This is a genomic window from Mucilaginibacter sp. SJ (genome assembly GCF_028993635.1).
In the GTDB taxonomy this organism is placed as follows: Bacteria; Bacteroidota; Bacteroidia; order Sphingobacteriales; family Sphingobacteriaceae; genus Mucilaginibacter.
Map to the genome: position 1 here is coordinate 3,412,746 of NZ_CP118631.1, position 15,469 is coordinate 3,428,214.

Here is a 15,469-nt window from a genome sequence, read left to right on the forward strand (position 1 = left end):
CTATTTTTCGCAAAAGACTAAAAAAAGCCTTTAAATAATTACAACCAAATTACATTAATACACGTACAAAAGCCTGTTTATTAAAAGGATGTGTAATAAAAAGCGCTTTTTTATATTTTTTGAAAAATAAGCTGCATTTATTTGCAATTTTAAAAAATATAAATAGTTTTGTAGAGCACGATAGACATAGTGTCTGATTTAATAAACAATTTGTTGTCCTAACTCAACAAACAAACTGATTAAATGAAGAAATTTGCCCTGGCTATTGCCTTACTTTTCAGCGTCGTAGCTTCACAAGCTCAAACTCAAGTTGCCCCCGGCACCAGTGATAATAACAAAGACGACCAGGAAAGTTTAGGTAAAGCATACTTTTCCCAAATTATGGGAGTTGCTTTATCTGCTACCTCAAACATGAAGCTCTTTCACTTTGTTTACGATTGGATTGGTACCCCTTACCATTTTGGCGGAAGCTCAAGAAGAGGCATTGACTGCTCAGCCTTCACCAAAGAATTGTACAGCGAAGTTTTCAACCTCGATATTAAACGTAACTCACGCGATATTTTCAGCATGGTTAACCCTGTTGGTAAAGATGAGTTAAAAGAAGGCGATTTGGTTTTCTTTAAGATCCACAGCCGCAGCATTTCGCATGTAGGTATTTACCTGGGTAATAATAAATTTGCCCATGCATCATCAAGGGGTGTTGCCATCAGCAGTCTTGACGACGCTTACTACAGCCGTTTCTTTTATAAAGGCGGCAGGTTGTTAGCCTCGTTCAAAGATGAGTTTAAAGGTTCGGCATCCACGGGTAGCAACGATATGGGCGACGACGTAGACGAAAGCAAGAACTAAACGATTTTGAAATAAATAAACTAATTGGTCCCTTCATCCCGGTGAGAGGATTTTTTTTATAATGAAATTTTTATTGCTTACAGCAGCCTGCCTGGCGCTGTTTTTACAGGCGTGTAACCATCCGCCAAATAAAAAACAAATCCTGGCCCCTGCACCTAAACCCGACACTGCCGCTACAACAACCGCAGCCGTTGTTCAGCCTGATTCATCCATATCCATTGCCGCTGTTGGTGATATGATGCTCGGAACATCGTACCCTAATAATTACACCCTCCCACCCGATAGTGCGAAAAACAGTTTTAATGCAATAGCTAACGAACTAAGAAACGCCGACGTAACCTTTGGCAATCTTGAAGGCAGCTTGCTTGACGGAGGCAGCCCTGCTCATTACAAACTGCATCAACGAAGCAAAGCCTATTTATTCAGGATGCCTACAGCCTATGCAGGCGTTTTTAAGGACGCCGGTTTTAACCTGCTAAGCCTGGCCAATAACCATATTGGCGATTTTGGCGATACCGGCCGCATGAGTACCACTCATGTGCTTGATAGCATAGGGATTAATTATGGCGGATTGCTTAGCCACCCCTCCACGGTGTTCGAACGTAACGGTGTTAAATATGGCTTTTGCGCTTTTGCCCCCAATGCCAATACCCTGCCTATTCTCGACCTAAAGAACGCAACCCGTATCATAAGCCAACTGAAACAGCAATGTGATATTCTCATTGTATCGTTTCATGGCGGTGGCGAGGGTGTAGCTTATGAACATATTCCCTTTGCAATGGAATCCTTCATCAGTGAAAAACGTGGCGATGTAAATGCTTTTGCCCATAATGCTATTGATGCCGGTGCGGATATTATATTGGGCAATGGCCCGCACGTGAACCGTGCAATGGAGGTTTATAAAAACCGGCTGATCGCTTACAGTCTCGGCAATTTTTGTACTTATAAATCAGTAAGTGTAGTGGGGGTTTGCGGTCTGGCGCCACTATTAAAAGTAAAGCTGAACAAAAAGGGGGAGTTTTTAAAAGGGCGCATCATATCCCTAAGGCAAGCGCATGATAAAGAGCTTGAACTTGATTCGCTTAACCGTGCTGCTATCCGGATCAGGGAACTTACAGAGGCCGATTTCCCGGATGCGGGATTACTGATATCCAACACGGGCGAGATTAGCCTTAATCCGTCTATTAAGAGCGAGAATTTATAAATAGATACCAAGGCAGGAATTAAACGCCGTATCTACTCACCCCGACTTCGCTACGCTCGTCACCCCTCTCTGCTGCGCAAAGAGGGGACTTTAATTTCTTCCTACCCTCTTTGCGGCACAGCCGGAGAGAGGGTGGTCCAGCGAAGCGTAGACCGGGTGAGTAAACTATGCAATTTGCAGCTAATGTGCACATCTAAGCCGCTTCATCCTTAGTATTCCGCACCAGGCTGATACCCGTTGTGAAAAATATTAATGAGATAATACCAATTACCACCATGGTGGTTACTTGCGCGCTATGGTTTATGATAGCTACCCCGGTATAAATAAGGCCAACTATACCAAGCACACTCAATATAGCTCCAAAAGTTCGTTTTAAGTTCATGACAGGTGTGTTGTTTTTTATAAGCATTTTTTAAAAAACAAATAACACACCAATAATTAATGCTACTTTTATTTTAAACATAATAAACTAAACCATGCCCGAATCATTTGGATCATTGATAACGATCATCATTTTTGTTGTTATCCTTATTACTATTTTCACCTCGTTTGTGTCTGTAAAACAGGGCACTATAGTAGTTATCACCGTATTTGGCAAATACCGCCGCATCCTAACCCCGGGGCTTAATTTTAAGATCCCATTTATCGAAAACATTTACTCCAAAATCTCTATCCAAAACCGCTCGGTTGAGCTGGAGTTCCAGGCGGTAACTTACGACCAGGCCAATGTGTATTTTAAGGCCATGCTGCTGTACTCGGTATTGGACCAGCAGGAAGAAACCATCAAAAACGTAGCTTTTAAATTTGTTGACGAGCGTAACCTGATGCAGGCGCTGATCCGTACTGTTGAAGGTTCGATCCGTGCCTTTGTAGCAACCAAACGTCAGAGCGAAGTGCTGATATTAAGGCGCGATATTGTGGAACACGTAAAGGAGCAATTGGATGTGATACTGGAAGGCTGGGGATACCACCTGCAGGATTTGCAACTGAACGATATTACTTTTGATGATGTGATCATGAAATCAATGAGCCAGGTAGTAGCATCCAACAACCTGAAAGCCGCTGCCGAGAACGAAGGTCAGGCCCTGCTCATCACTAAAACCAAAGCGGCAGAGGCCGAGGGTAACGCCATCAAAATTTCGGCACAGGCCGAGCGTGAGGCTGCTCAATTACGCGGACAAGGTATAGCGCTGTTCCGCGAGGAAGTTGCCCGCGGTATGACTGTAGCTGCCAAAGAAATGGCCGAAGCCAACATGGATACCTCGGTGATTTTGTTCACCATGTGGACAGAATCCATCAAACACTTTTCCGAAAACTCAAAAGGGAATGTTATTTTCCTGGATGGCTCAACCGATCAGATGCAACATACGTTAAAAGAAATGATGGCCTTAAACCTTTTACATACCGACAACGTCAAAAAGTAAAAGTTTGAAACCGCCAGTTTTTTAAATGAAAAGAAATATAGTGAAAGTGATAGGCCTTACGGCCATGTGTGTTTTAATGATGATCGCGCCGGCTTCGGCGCAATCATTTCACCAGCTAACTGCCAATGATTTTTGGGGAACGCCGCGGGCTAATGCCGGCGGCGTTGTAGCTTATACCAACTGCACCATCGATTACCGGTATCAGGCCCGGCGCGAAGGCAGGGGCTACCGGCTTAATTTTAACATTAGGCTCATCCTTAACAACAATAAATCATGGCTGGATAAAAGCAGGGTTAATACGCCGCAGCAGCTCAGCGAAATACTAAAACACGAGCAGGGCCATTACACCATTGCCTTTTTAGAGCAGCAGGAGTTGTTACGCATAGTAAGCAACACCCGTTTCAGCAATAATTACAACTACGAAGCCATGGCCATCTTTAACCGCATCGACGCCAAGTACAAACAGCTTAATGCCGATTATGATGAGGACACGGCTCACATGACCGACCGCAAGCAACAGCATAGCTGGGACGTGTATTTTCAGCAGAAGCTTAAGTTTTTGCCAGGGGATACGGAAAGCTGAAGATCATTTTTTAAAATCCCCTCTTGAGAGCTACGTGCGGACACATCTTTAAAAAAATGTCATTTCGACGATCCAACGGAGGGGGTCGTGCGTGAGCTGGTGAGGAGAAATCTTCTACACCCTACTTTTATAGGCATAGTTGTAGAGCCTGATGTAGAAGATTTCTCTTTCGCTCCATTGCTCAGCCTGCCGCTGCTCTATCGAAATGACACTTTTTTAAAGATGTGTACACACGATAGCTCTTAAGATGGGAATCGCACATTCCCTTGCTTTTTTTATCCTATGTTAACAGGCCTTGAATCCTATTAACCACAACAATTGCAGCAAGCCTGCAACCCGCCTATATTTGCTTTTATCACCATGACGGAGCAATCACCAAATATTCACCGTAAAATTATCCATATAGATATGGATGCATTTTACGCGTCGGTTGAGCAGCGGGATTTTCCGGAGTACCAGGGTAAACCTTTGGTGGTGGGCGGTTTGCCCGAAGGTCGGGGAGGTGTGGTGGCCACCGCCAGTTACGAGGCCCGGAAGTTTGGCATCCGGTCGGCCATGTCATCGAAAAAAGCATTACAGCTTTGCCCACATGCTTTGTTTGTAAGGCCAAGGTTTAATGTATACCGGGAGGTATCACAGCATATCCGGGAGATCTTCAGCCGTTATACCGACCTGATAGAACCGCTCTCTTTAGATGAAGCTTTCCTGGATGTAACCAACGATAAACAGGACATCGGCTCGGCCATTGAAATAGCCAAACTCATTAAACAAGCTATTAAAGATGAGCTGCGGCTCACCGCTTCGGCCGGGGTGTCTATCAATAAATTTGTAGCCAAAATAGCATCTGATATTAATAAGCCCGATGGCCTGAAGTTTATCGGGCCGTCAAGCATCGAAAACTTTATGGAGCAGCTGCCTGTCGAAAAATTCTTTGGTGTAGGCAAGGTAACCGCTCAAAAAATGAAACAGATGGGCCTGCATACCGGGGCCGACCTGAAACGACTGGAAGAAAGTGACCTTGTAAAACACTTTGGCAAGGTTGGCAAATTTTACTACCAGATAGTGCGCGGCATTGATAACAGGGAAGTCCAACCCCACCGCGAGACTAAATCCCTGGGTGCCGAAGATACTTTCGCCTATGACCTGACAACTCTTGAGGAAATGGAGGCTGAGCTTGATAAGATAGCGGTCACCGTTCATAACCGGCTGCTCAAATATGAACTCAAAGGCCGCACCATTACCCTCAAGGTAAAATACCACGATTTTAAACAGATCACCCGCAATCAATCCTTCCCCACAGCGGTAAACGATCTGGAAACGATCAGCCATACGGCCAAACAATTAATGGCTGCAACAGGTGTTGATGATGTAAAAGTGCGGCTGCTGGGCATTTCGCTTTCAAATTTTGGGGAGATAGCGGTTAAGCAACGGGACGATAAGGAGCTGGGGCCGGGGGATCAGTTGGAATTGGAGTTATAGATGTAGTTGCTACAAAAATGTCGATGGAGCAGGGGAAGGCTGAGTGTTGGTGCGAAAGAGAAATCTTACACGCCCGGCAATCGGCTATGCACAGTTTGCTAACTTGATGTATAAGATTTCTCCCGATGGTCGAAATGACATCGTTTTTGACATTCTAATTCACCATCCTCCCCGCAATATCCACCGACCGCGCAAAAGGATTAAAAAACCTGTTGGCCAGTATGGCAAATTCCCGACGGGTTACCGGGCGTTTCATATCAAAAGCAGAACTAAATTTATATTGATCTTTCCATGCTTTTTGCATGGCAATCTCTAAAGTATGCGGATCGGTTAGCGTAGTTTCGCTTATAAACGATAACAGGTTTCCTACCGTGAACAGCGGACCGGGCTTTTCTTTATTGAACCATAAAAAACCGCGGGTATAGGTTTCTTCCAGTGTTGGTTTTATTTCGGCAGTGGCTACCAATGAATCAGGCTGAAAAAGCAACCCTGCAGTATTGCCATCTGCTTTTTGCACCCCTTTTAATAGTCCGGAAGCACCTATTTGTTGTATCGCCCTGAAATACGGATCGGTTGGTTTAATATCGGCAAATGGCATGATCCAGGCTTTAAAATCCAGCAGTTCGCCCTGGATTATCCGCACATTCAGATTTTGCGTAGTAGTTTTAAAAAAGGCGCAATAGGCTGCTGTAGCACCGGCACCCTGCCCAATAGCCATTTGTACCGAGGGGTACATGGTACTGGCATTTACCAGGTGCGTTACCGACATGGCTTTTTCCGTTACCAATAAATTGCCCAGGTCTTTAAGCACAATGACCCCCAGGGGCACGCCATAGGCAGGGAAAGGTGGGTAATTAACTTTCGGAGCATTGGCATCTGTATAATGCTGGCCCGGGGAGGCATCGCCAACGGCAATAGCTGTACGGTAAAGTTTTGATTCGCGGTCGTAAGGTTTGTACACATCATCCATCATCATCCTCACCAAACCTTTTGTCGCGCGACCGGCTTCGCGCAGGTAGGGGATATATGGCAAGTGATCGGGCGTGGTAAAACCATCGTCCAATCCCAGATTTCTATAACCCAGTTCGGTTTGCAAATAGTAGATCAAACCCAAAGTATGCAAACGGGCTTTGGCATAAAAAGCCTCCCGGTTTTCGGGTTTTAAATTATCCGCGGTCACTGGGAACTGGTTTCCGCATTCGGCCCATTTGACCATGTATTTCTCATTGGGCAGCCTGCCATCATCAAGCATTTTTTTGATGTTCTTCCCTTTAAGGCAGGTGTACACCGCGGCATCATACCCCTCGGGGCGGGGAATAGTTTTATCGGCCGAAGTGCCAAAATCCTTCAAAATGGAAATCCAGCTAAGGTCCTGTAATTGTGGCGATTCATTATCAGGTGCAAGGGGCTCGGCAGTTTGTTTTTTACTCTCAAAGCCATAAATGTAGGTTTCGCCTGCTTTGGCGGCCACATCGCCGGTTTCTGTAGCGTCAATAACTACTTTGGCTTTTACGGTAGCCGTTTTCCCGTCGAGGGTGATAGTTACATCCCAACCGGTGCCATCTTTTTTAATGCCTGTAAATGGGGTGTTTAATTTTACAGTGAGGTTTTTTACCGTATCGGTTATTTTTTTGAGGATAGCGGCCCCGGTATAAGGTTCAAATCTTAGCGTAGCATTGTAAGCCGTATCATAACCCGGTGTTTTACTATAAAAATCCCGCACCCTGCGCCTGAACTCGCCCCAGATGCCTGTTGGTAAATTGCGGTTACCTTCAATTATGCACATCCCGCCGGCTGTCATGCTGCCGCCAAGCCAGGGGCCTTGTTCAACCAGCATGGTTTTTAGTTTGCTTCGTGCGCCTTGTATGGCGGCCGCTGTTCCGCTTGCGCTTCCGCCTATGACTAATATGTCGGTTTTAATGGTTTGTGCAAAGGATAGCGTACAGTTAAAAACTAAAAGTACGGCCAGTAACTTTTTTATCATTAGTTAAATTAACAATCTACAGAACGCTAAAATAGGTCAAAAGCTTGTGGTAGTATAAAATAATACCTAATTTAAATTTTTTTAACATTTATGATGACAGACGAACAAATGAAATACCCTATCGGGAAGTTTGCGCCCCCGGCTTCGTACACTGCCGAAGATATGCGCGGCTGGATTGAAGATATCGCTACCCTGCCCGGGAAACTGAGACATGCAATTGCCGGTCTTAATTACCAGGAGCTGGATACCCCATACCGCACCGGCGGCTGGACACTGCGCCAGGTGATCCACCATTTGGCCGATAGCCACATGAATTCCATTACCCGCTTTAAGCTTGCCCTTACCGAAAATAACCCAACCATAAAGCCATATGAAGAGGCCGACTGGGCACTGCTGCCCGATTATCGGCTGCCGGTTGAGCCATCATTAAAAATGCTGGAAGGCATCCATCAGCATTTTGTAGCCCTGTTTGAAAGTTTCACCGAAAACGAATGGGTACGCACATTTGTTCACCCGGCCTCGGGCGAAACGATATCGCTGAAAAAAGGACTGGCCCTGTACGCATGGCACAGCAACCATCATTTGGCACATGTAACCGAAACGGTGAAGAAGTTTGCGAAGGTTTAATTTTGAGGTGAAAGGATAAAGGTAAAAGGCGAAAGGTGTGTTTCACTGGAGTAGAGTTTTATGTTCCCTCAGGGTCTCTCGCAGATTTAAGTTAACCCATAAAACTTGTCGCTTAAACAGCAAAACGTCATGTTTTGCCCCTCTGTGGCAAAGGATATTCTATAACTTTACAAGCTACAACTCTTTTGCACCGCTGGTGCACCTGTACTTGAGCAATTAATATATGTTTATTAAATTGTAAAATCCCCCGGGAGGGAGAAAAGGTTTGTAGAAATAACGTCACAGCCCTTACCCGAACCCCGGAGGGGTTCAACTTATGAAGATTAACCAATTTGACTATTGATTTTGTGGGTAAACTTGAATCTGCGAGAGACCCTGATGGGACGTTAAAATGACGTAAATGTAAGTTATTGATTGTCGGATGTGTTTTTTAATTGATTTGTTGATATGGGCGTTGCCTGCGGCCCGGGCTGTACGCTTATACTGCACAAGGCATTAGCCATTGGCCGGTATCCGCTACTATCACTAACGCGGCCACCGCACAACATCACTAAAATATATTGTACACGTTATCACTTTTTTTCAGGATTTCACCTTGTGGTTCCTCGAAATGAGGCTTTTTTAAACATCATCCGCACATCATCCGGCCATCCTTTAATCCTAAAAATCACGGTTCAGATATTCATCCACCGCTTTCACTGCATTTTCATACCTATCCTGCCCAAGGCCTGATATTACTACGTACCGGGCGTTAAGCGCCTGAAGTTCGCGGTGCCAAACGTTCATAAAATATGCGCGCCTGGTTGGGAAATTGCGCAAGGGATCGTCCTGCCAGGGCAGATCGATATCCAGGAGTAAATAAAAATCATAGGGATGATGAGGCAGTTCGTCAAGCACTTCCTGCGGGGCGCTGCCAAACATTTCCTCACTCCAGATCTTTACTGTTAAAAAAGTGGTATCACAAATCAGGATCCCATTAGCCTGCGGCAGCAGCTTTTTTTCAAGTGCCAGTTGGCCGTGAAACATATTTACCTCGTCCTGCCAGGTACAATCGCCCTTAAGGTTTGCACAATACTCGCGCGAATACTCCGGTACAGCTATCGTATTATAATGCGCCGCCAGATATTCAGACATGGTTGACTTCCCTGTTGATTCGGGGCCTACAACTGCTATTTTGAGTATTTTGTTCATGAACTATAAAAGTAAAGTGCTGGCCGCGTGCGACTCCCCTCTTGAGAGGAGCGAAGGGGTGTGTCTCTGCTTTGACAAGCATACAGCAGCCCCCCCTGCTACTACTCGTTCCTCCGCGCTCCATCTCAAGAGGGGATTTTAAAATCCTTATCATTCGGGTGTTCCCTGCGGCAGCAAATTTGTCTGAATCAGAATTTTCAGAATTCAAGAATATCCAGAATGTGATGTGCTAATCTGAAAATTCAAACATTCTGAAAATTCTGATTCTGACGCTCTTATTCCGTCTTCTTCGGAACCCTTGTTGGTGTATCCTGGCCCGAAACTATAGTACGCGAGCTTAGGGCTATCGCGCGGATGGCCGAAGTAATATTATCTACATCCAGCGAACTAAATTCGTCGCCAACAGTGTGGTATAATTTGTCAATATCAATCTGGTCGGTTGAGATGGTGTGGGCCGGTACGCCAACTTCAGCCAGCGACGCGTTATCACTTCTGTAAAACAGGTTCTGGTCCGGGTAAGGGTCCGGGTAAAACTTAAAGGCCGTACCTTTCAGGTTCTTTTGCAGGATCTTGCCAAAATCAGATCTTTCAAACCCGGTAATAAATGCCGAATTAGTGCCGAATTTGGACGCTTTACCAATCATTTCGATGTTGAACATGGCAACTACCTTATCTGCATCTATTTGTTTAGCAAAGTACTGAGAGCCGTATTCGCCAATCTCTTCGGCAGTAAAAGCTACGAAAATAAGTGTGCGGGCGTTGTTGTTTAACTTTTTATAGTATTTAGCCAGGCTCAATACAGCGGTTGTGCCTGAGGCATCATCATCCGCGCCATTGGCAATGCTGTCTGTTACGCCGGGTTTATCAGGTTTGATAATCCCCAAGTGGTCATAGTGTCCCGAAAATACCACATATTCATTCGGCTTGGTTTTCCCGGGGAGGATACCGGCAACATTAAACAGCGGCAATTCTTCGTTTTTGATATCACAGTTAACATCAAACGATGCTGTGTTATCGAACTTACCCAATACAAATACCAAAGGCTGCTTTACTGTGCCTTTAAAGTTTGTACTGCCTGCCCCCAGGTACGACTTAACCCGGCTAAACAGCTCTTTAAATTTAGGGTCGATCAGCAAAAGTGTTTTTTTGCCGCTTTGTAAAGCCGCCCGGTACTCGGTCCTGAAATTTTTATCCGCACCAACGGTAACTACCTGTACATCTTTATCGCTTGCCCATTTAAACGAATCCGTACCGCTTGCAAACACGCTGTCGGCAGCTATAGCTTTACCATTGATGCTTACACTCAAGCTAAGGGGGGCCGATCGTACCATTGTAAAGTTTTGACGGTAACCGGTATTGCCTGCCATAGGTTTAAGACCGGCCTTTTTATATTCGCCTTCAATAAATGTAGCTGCCTTTTCAATGCCCGGCGTAAAAGTGGCCCTGCCCTGCATATCATCGGCCGACAGCGTTTTGATAATCCGGGTTACATCATCTTTACTAATGAGTGTATTAACATCCTGTGCAAAGCCATAAGCCGAAACGCTTAATAATGCCGCTGTTATTATAGAGATCTTTTTCATAATTATTTGACTTTTGATTGCAGCCAGTTGTTACGGAAAGTTTCCTGTTCTTTACTTAGTTGTTTGCCTGCCTTTTCAAAGGTTACCACTTCAAAATTGGGGTTTTCCTCAAGTGTGATAGTGGTTTCATGGGCACCGGTCCGGTTTTTATAGTTTACCATGATCTTATCGCCCGGCTTTTTATCGGCAATGGCATCACTAAACCCTTTCTGATCTTTAATATCTTTTCCATCAACTTTCAGGATCACATCACCCGCATCGATGCCTGCCTTGTAAACCGGGGTACCTATAGTCGTGCTTGAAAGTATTGGCAAACCTTCGGCATCCGCAGCACGTGCCTGCCCGGCGCGGCCACGGCCCGGAGTAACCGCCAGAGGACCAGCCCAGCCTTTGCCCGGCTGTACTTTACGCAGTACCAGGCCTGCTTTAGCTAATAGTTCTTCGTAATTGTTTTTGTCGGTTCCGTTGATGTAACGCTTAAAGAAATCGGCCGCGAACTTAGGGTTATTGGTTACTTTACCTAAATCGGTTTGCAAATCGGGAATGGTATACGGTTTCATTACTTTACCCCGGTTAAGCCAAACAGCACGCATATAATCATCAAGCGTCATGTTAAAATCGCTGCGGAGGCGAAGGTCGAGCGCCAACGCAATAGCACCGCCATAAGTGTAATAACTGGTAAAATCGTTAACGTTATTATTAGGGTCGATAGATACACCTGCATCGGCAAAGACCGAATAGCGGCTCATTTGGGCGGCCGAATATTTGGCAGCGGCAGGTGTGTTTAAGATCTGGTTTACTAAACCGGCAATGGTTTTGGTATAATCATCAACCGTTACAAAGCCGGCGCGGGCAAGTAATAACTCGCCGTAATATTGCGTAAAACCTTCGGCAAACCAAAGCTCACTGCTCATGTTGGCGTGTTCAAAGTTAAAAGGCTCCAATGATTTTGGGCGGATGCGTTTTACATTCCAGCTATGGAAGTATTCATGTGCATAAACACCCATGAGGTTGTTTTCAAATCCTTCAACCTTGGGTGCCGGAATAGTTATAGAAGTAGAGTTACGATGTTCCATACCGTCGCCTGATACAGCAGGGTTTACATCGCTCACAAAAGTGTACTCGCCAAAATCATAATTGGGCAGTTCGCCAAATACGGCTTTTTCTTCCAGCACCAGCTTCCGGATCATCTTGCCGAAGTTATCAATCACCGCCTGGCTATCGTCTGAGTGCATGGTAAGGTTTATTTTTTCTTTCTTACCATCGGTATTTACTACTTCCCAGCTACTGACGTTGTAATTGGACAGTTCGGTAGGGCTATCCATCATATATTGCAGATTGGGTGCGCTGTACACATTTGAGCCTTCATGTTTAAGTTGTGAAGCTACTTTCCAGCCGTATTTATCAATGTCGTTAAACTCAAATGTAAGGGGGCGTTTATCCTGCCCTACCACCCACATAAACGCGGCAGGCATATTCAGGTGGGCATGGCTCGGATCAATAGAAGCATAAGTACCATCGGTCCAGTTGCCAAAAAGTGTATAGCTTACTTTTACCGCGGCCGGGTGTTCTCCCACTTCATAAACATCGCCCTCAATTTGGGTTAAGGGCAGTTCCTTACCGTCAACATCGGTAGCTTTAACGTTGTAAATATTTTTACCAAACTCATGGGTTGCATAACGACCGGCAGATGAGCGGCTCATCCGTACCCTGAAAGCACCTGATGGCGCCTGCGGAATGGTCATACTTATCTCAGCCTCGTGATGGGCCGCGTTTGGAAATGATATGGAATAGTAAATAGCTTTTTGTGGTTCCTGCTGTGCCATAGCACTGCACGCAAGTACCGAGGCGGCGGTAAAGAGTAGTAATTTTTTCATCAACTTAAATTATCAGCGCTGAAATTACTATTAAATCGCGAAAAATTTATATCAATATTATTACCTGATATTGTCTAATACTATCGAAGTTTTTTGTCTCAAAACCGGGAGATCATTAATGATAACCTGCTAGATAAGATTAAAATCAACGCCAAAGTATTCGTGAACAAGAATGTGCCGCATCCCGATAATCTGTTTCCATTCTAAATCGGTGAACATTGCCTTTGTTTCGGGCGTAATGTAGTTGGCGGCCTCGCCAATAATTTCAATTTGCTTAACGCAGGCAAACCGCATCATTGAATTTGAAAGAAATGTTGTTAAGTCGGTATTTAAAGTATAAGAATGAATCTGATCAATTGCCTCTAAAATATGTAGCAATCTTTGGCTATCGCCCATCTTACCTCTCATAAATCAAAATTTTGTCTTTTTCGATAAATGGCGAAAGGTATTTAGATATGGCTTTTGACGAAATAAGGTCTACCTTTTTATGGAGCCTTTGTTGTATATCGGCTTGCATAGATACAAACCCCAAACCAATGTGCTTTGAGTAGTCAAGATCAACCAGGATGTCGATATCGCTTTCATCGTCGGCCTCATTGCGCGAATAGGAACCAAACAGATATGCCTTTATTACGGGTTGCCCCGAAAAGTAATCTTTTAGTATTTGTATGTCCTTAGTTGATAACTGCATCACTATACAAATATAACGAATCAATTGCTAAAATTACGTCCTCCAAACCTTTCGCTATTTCATTTAAAAACCGGTTTGGTGCCATTCATTCTGTTTTATTATATGTACATTTAAAGAAATTTGCCGGCTTATGATCCTCTTTTCAAAAAGAAATCTATACTACACCGATTATCAATGGACTACTTACATCCCGAATGATCCGCGTGTAAATGGCAGGCCCGATCATACTACGTTTAACAAAAACGAAGGGAATGAAATGGTATACCTGATCAATAAATTAATGGTGATTTGGGATTACCGTTTTGCCAATACCGGCAATAAAATGGAAAAACTGATCCACGATGAACTTCCTGCCGATATCACCAGCCAGGAAGGTGTGCAGAACTGGCTTAAAACAAATTTGAAGTTTTAGAAAAAAGCTAAAAGCGGAATGCTTAAAGCTTAAAGCCAATAATTTTATGATCATAGCTATCTAACAACACTATAAAAAGATAACATGAAATCAATTAAACGCTTTGAGCATTCTGCTTCAAGCCTTAAGCTCCCCTCTTATCCAAACAACAAACTAAAAACCTCTTCAATACTGCTTACTATTTTGATGTCGATATCATAGCGGGACAAATCCATGCGCTTTTTATCCTGGCCGCTGGCGGGGAGGTTATATTTGGAGATAAAGATCTGGTTAAAGCCAAGCTTCTGCGCTTCGGCAATGCGTTGCTCCACGCGGTTTACCGCCCTGATTTCGCCCGAAAGTCCCAGTTCGCCTGCAAAACAGGTTTTGAACGGGATGGGCATATCCTCGTGCGATGAGATAATGGCTGCCGCCAAACCAAGGTCAATAGCCGGGTCTTCAACCCTGATGCCGCCGGTAATATTCAGGAATACATCTTTTGCGCCCAACCTAAAACCACAGCGTTTTTCCAATACCGCCAGCAGCATGCTCATGCGTTTGGTATCAAAGCCGGTAGCAGTACGCTGAGGCATCCCATATGCCGAAGTGCTAACCAGGGCCTGGGTTTCAATCAGCATTGGCCGCATCCCTTCTAAGGTAGCCGAAATAGTGATGCCGCTCAAGGGGGCCTCCCTATGTGAGAGCAGAATCTCTGACGGATTGGATACTTCCCTCAATCCCTCGCCCATCATTTCGTAAATGCCCAGCTCAGATGACGAGCCGAAACGGTTTTTGATAGTACGCAATATGCGGTAAACATGATGCCTGTCGCCCTCAAACTGCAGCACGGTATCAACCATATGCTCCAGTATTTTAGGGCCTGCTATCATGCCGTCCTTAGTGATATGGCCTATCAGAAACACCGGTGTCGAGGTTTCCTTGGCGAAGCGTAATAGCTCGGCTGTACATTCCCTAACCTGCGATACACTGCCGGGCGTTGATTCGATATGTGCCGAATGCAGTGTTTGGATCGAGTCGATCACCACCATATCCGGTTCTAATGATTCTATCTGTTTAAATATGTTTTGGGTAGAAGTTTCTGCCAGTATATAAGCGCCTTCGCCTATGACTCCCCCTTCGGGCGAAGCTAACCTTTCGGCCCGCATTTTTATCTGCCTTTCACTTTCCTCGCCCGATACATACAAAACTTTTTGGTTTGGCATATTGAGCGCAAGCTGCAGCATCAGGGTTGATTTGCCTATGCCCGGCTCTCCGCCTATCAATACCAGTGAACCGGGCACTATCCCTCCTCCCAAAACGCGGTTAAACTCTTTATCGGGAGTTGGCACACGGTGCTCTTCGGTATAAGTGATCTCCGTTACGGCCACGGGTTTATTGGCCCGCTGCTGACTGGTTGATGCAGGCTTCCAGGCAGGTACCGCTGCATTGCCTTTTTCAATCACCTCCTCAACAAAAGTGTTCCATTGCTGGCATGACGGGCATTTACCCAGCCACTTGGGCGATTCAAAGCCACAGCTTTGACAAAAGTACGCGATCTTGGATTTGGCCATTGTTCAGATGTGCAG

General features: G+C 45.0%; 15 protein-coding genes. 7 read left to right on the top strand and 8 right to left on the bottom strand.

Annotated elements, in window-relative coordinates:
• Positions 1-243 precede the first annotated feature (243 nt).
• Both MusilaSJ_RS13585 and MusilaSJ_RS13590 read left to right on the top strand, forming a co-directional pair.
• Positions 244-849: a C40 family peptidase gene (locus tag MusilaSJ_RS13585; protein ID WP_274985522.1), complete on the top strand. Its 606-nt coding sequence runs from the start codon at positions 244-246 to the stop codon at positions 847-849.
• A 61-nt stretch (positions 850-910) separates the two neighbouring features.
• A complete protein-coding gene (locus tag MusilaSJ_RS13590) occupies positions 911-2,053 on the top strand; it encodes a CapA family protein (protein WP_274985523.1) in 1,143 nt (380 codons plus the stop codon).
• A gap of 193 nt (positions 2,054-2,246) precedes the next feature.
• On the opposite strand, the gene MusilaSJ_RS13595 is transcribed toward MusilaSJ_RS13590, so the two are convergent.
• Positions 2,247-2,435, bottom strand: coding sequence for a hypothetical protein (locus MusilaSJ_RS13595; protein ID WP_274985524.1), 189 nt, complete (start codon positions 2,433-2,435; stop codon positions 2,247-2,249).
• Positions 2,436-2,529: 94 nt separating this feature from the next.
• Between MusilaSJ_RS13595 and MusilaSJ_RS13600 the strand changes: the two genes are divergently transcribed.
• The 3 genes from MusilaSJ_RS13600 (at position 2,530) to dinB (ending at position 5,539) form a co-directional block, all read left to right on the top strand.
• On the top strand, positions 2,530-3,477 hold the full coding sequence (locus MusilaSJ_RS13600) for an SPFH domain-containing protein (RefSeq protein WP_090534803.1): 948 nt from the start codon (positions 2,530-2,532) through the stop codon (positions 3,475-3,477).
• 25 nt (positions 3,478-3,502) lie between these two features.
• Positions 3,503-4,060: a DUF922 domain-containing protein gene (locus MusilaSJ_RS13605; RefSeq protein WP_274985525.1), complete on the top strand. Its 558-nt coding sequence runs from the start codon at positions 3,503-3,505 to the stop codon at positions 4,058-4,060.
• A 360-nt stretch (positions 4,061-4,420) separates the two neighbouring features.
• A complete protein-coding gene (dinB, locus tag MusilaSJ_RS13610; protein WP_274985526.1) occupies positions 4,421-5,539 on the top strand; it encodes a DNA polymerase IV in 1,119 nt (372 codons plus the stop codon).
• 154 nt (positions 5,540-5,693) lie between these two features.
• On the opposite strand, the gene MusilaSJ_RS13615 is transcribed toward dinB, so the two are convergent.
• The gene (locus MusilaSJ_RS13615) at positions 5,694-7,523 is read right to left on the bottom strand and encodes an FAD-dependent oxidoreductase (protein ID WP_274985527.1); all 1,830 of its coding nucleotides are present in this window, start codon (positions 7,521-7,523) and stop codon (positions 5,694-5,696) included.
• Positions 7,524-7,613: 90 nt separating this feature from the next.
• On the opposite strand from MusilaSJ_RS13615, the gene MusilaSJ_RS13620 reads away from it, so the two are divergent.
• On the top strand, positions 7,614-8,150 hold the full coding sequence (locus MusilaSJ_RS13620) for a YfiT family bacillithiol transferase (protein ID WP_274985528.1): 537 nt from the start codon (positions 7,614-7,616) through the stop codon (positions 8,148-8,150).
• Between the two features lie 660 nt (positions 8,151-8,810).
• Here MusilaSJ_RS13620 and MusilaSJ_RS13625 read toward each other — a convergent pair.
• From MusilaSJ_RS13625 to MusilaSJ_RS13645, 5 genes are all read right to left on the bottom strand, one after another.
• Positions 8,811-9,341, bottom strand: a complete 531-nt coding sequence (locus MusilaSJ_RS13625) for an ATP/GTP-binding protein (protein WP_274985529.1) — start codon at positions 9,339-9,341, stop codon at positions 8,811-8,813.
• A 275-nt stretch (positions 9,342-9,616) separates the two neighbouring features.
• A complete protein-coding gene (locus tag MusilaSJ_RS13630; RefSeq protein ID WP_274985530.1) occupies positions 9,617-10,924 on the bottom strand; it encodes a M28 family metallopeptidase in 1,308 nt (435 codons plus the stop codon).
• Between the two features lie 2 nt (positions 10,925-10,926).
• Positions 10,927-12,801, bottom strand: coding sequence for a M61 family metallopeptidase (locus MusilaSJ_RS13635; RefSeq protein ID WP_274985531.1), 1,875 nt, complete (start codon positions 12,799-12,801; stop codon positions 10,927-10,929).
• A 129-nt stretch (positions 12,802-12,930) separates the two neighbouring features.
• Entirely contained in the window at positions 12,931-13,209 is a 279-nt protein-coding gene (locus MusilaSJ_RS13640; RefSeq protein WP_274985532.1) for a HepT-like ribonuclease domain-containing protein, read from the bottom strand.
• Complete coding sequence (locus MusilaSJ_RS13645) at positions 13,199-13,492, bottom strand: nucleotidyltransferase family protein (RefSeq protein WP_112657309.1); 294 nt, start codon at positions 13,490-13,492, stop codon at positions 13,199-13,201. Before MusilaSJ_RS13645 ends, MusilaSJ_RS13640 begins: the two co-directional genes overlap by 11 nt.
• Positions 13,493-13,622: 130 nt before the next feature.
• Between MusilaSJ_RS13645 and MusilaSJ_RS13650 the strand changes: the two genes are divergently transcribed.
• On the top strand, positions 13,623-13,904 hold the full coding sequence (locus tag MusilaSJ_RS13650; RefSeq protein WP_274985533.1) for a hypothetical protein: 282 nt from the start codon (positions 13,623-13,625) through the stop codon (positions 13,902-13,904).
• Positions 13,905-14,041: 137 nt separating this feature from the next.
• Here MusilaSJ_RS13650 and radA read toward each other — a convergent pair whose 3' ends face one another.
• The gene (gene radA / locus MusilaSJ_RS13655) at positions 14,042-15,454 is read right to left on the bottom strand and encodes a DNA repair protein RadA (RefSeq protein WP_274985534.1); all 1,413 of its coding nucleotides are present in this window, start codon (positions 15,452-15,454) and stop codon (positions 14,042-14,044) included.
• Positions 15,455-15,469 lie beyond the last annotated feature (15 nt).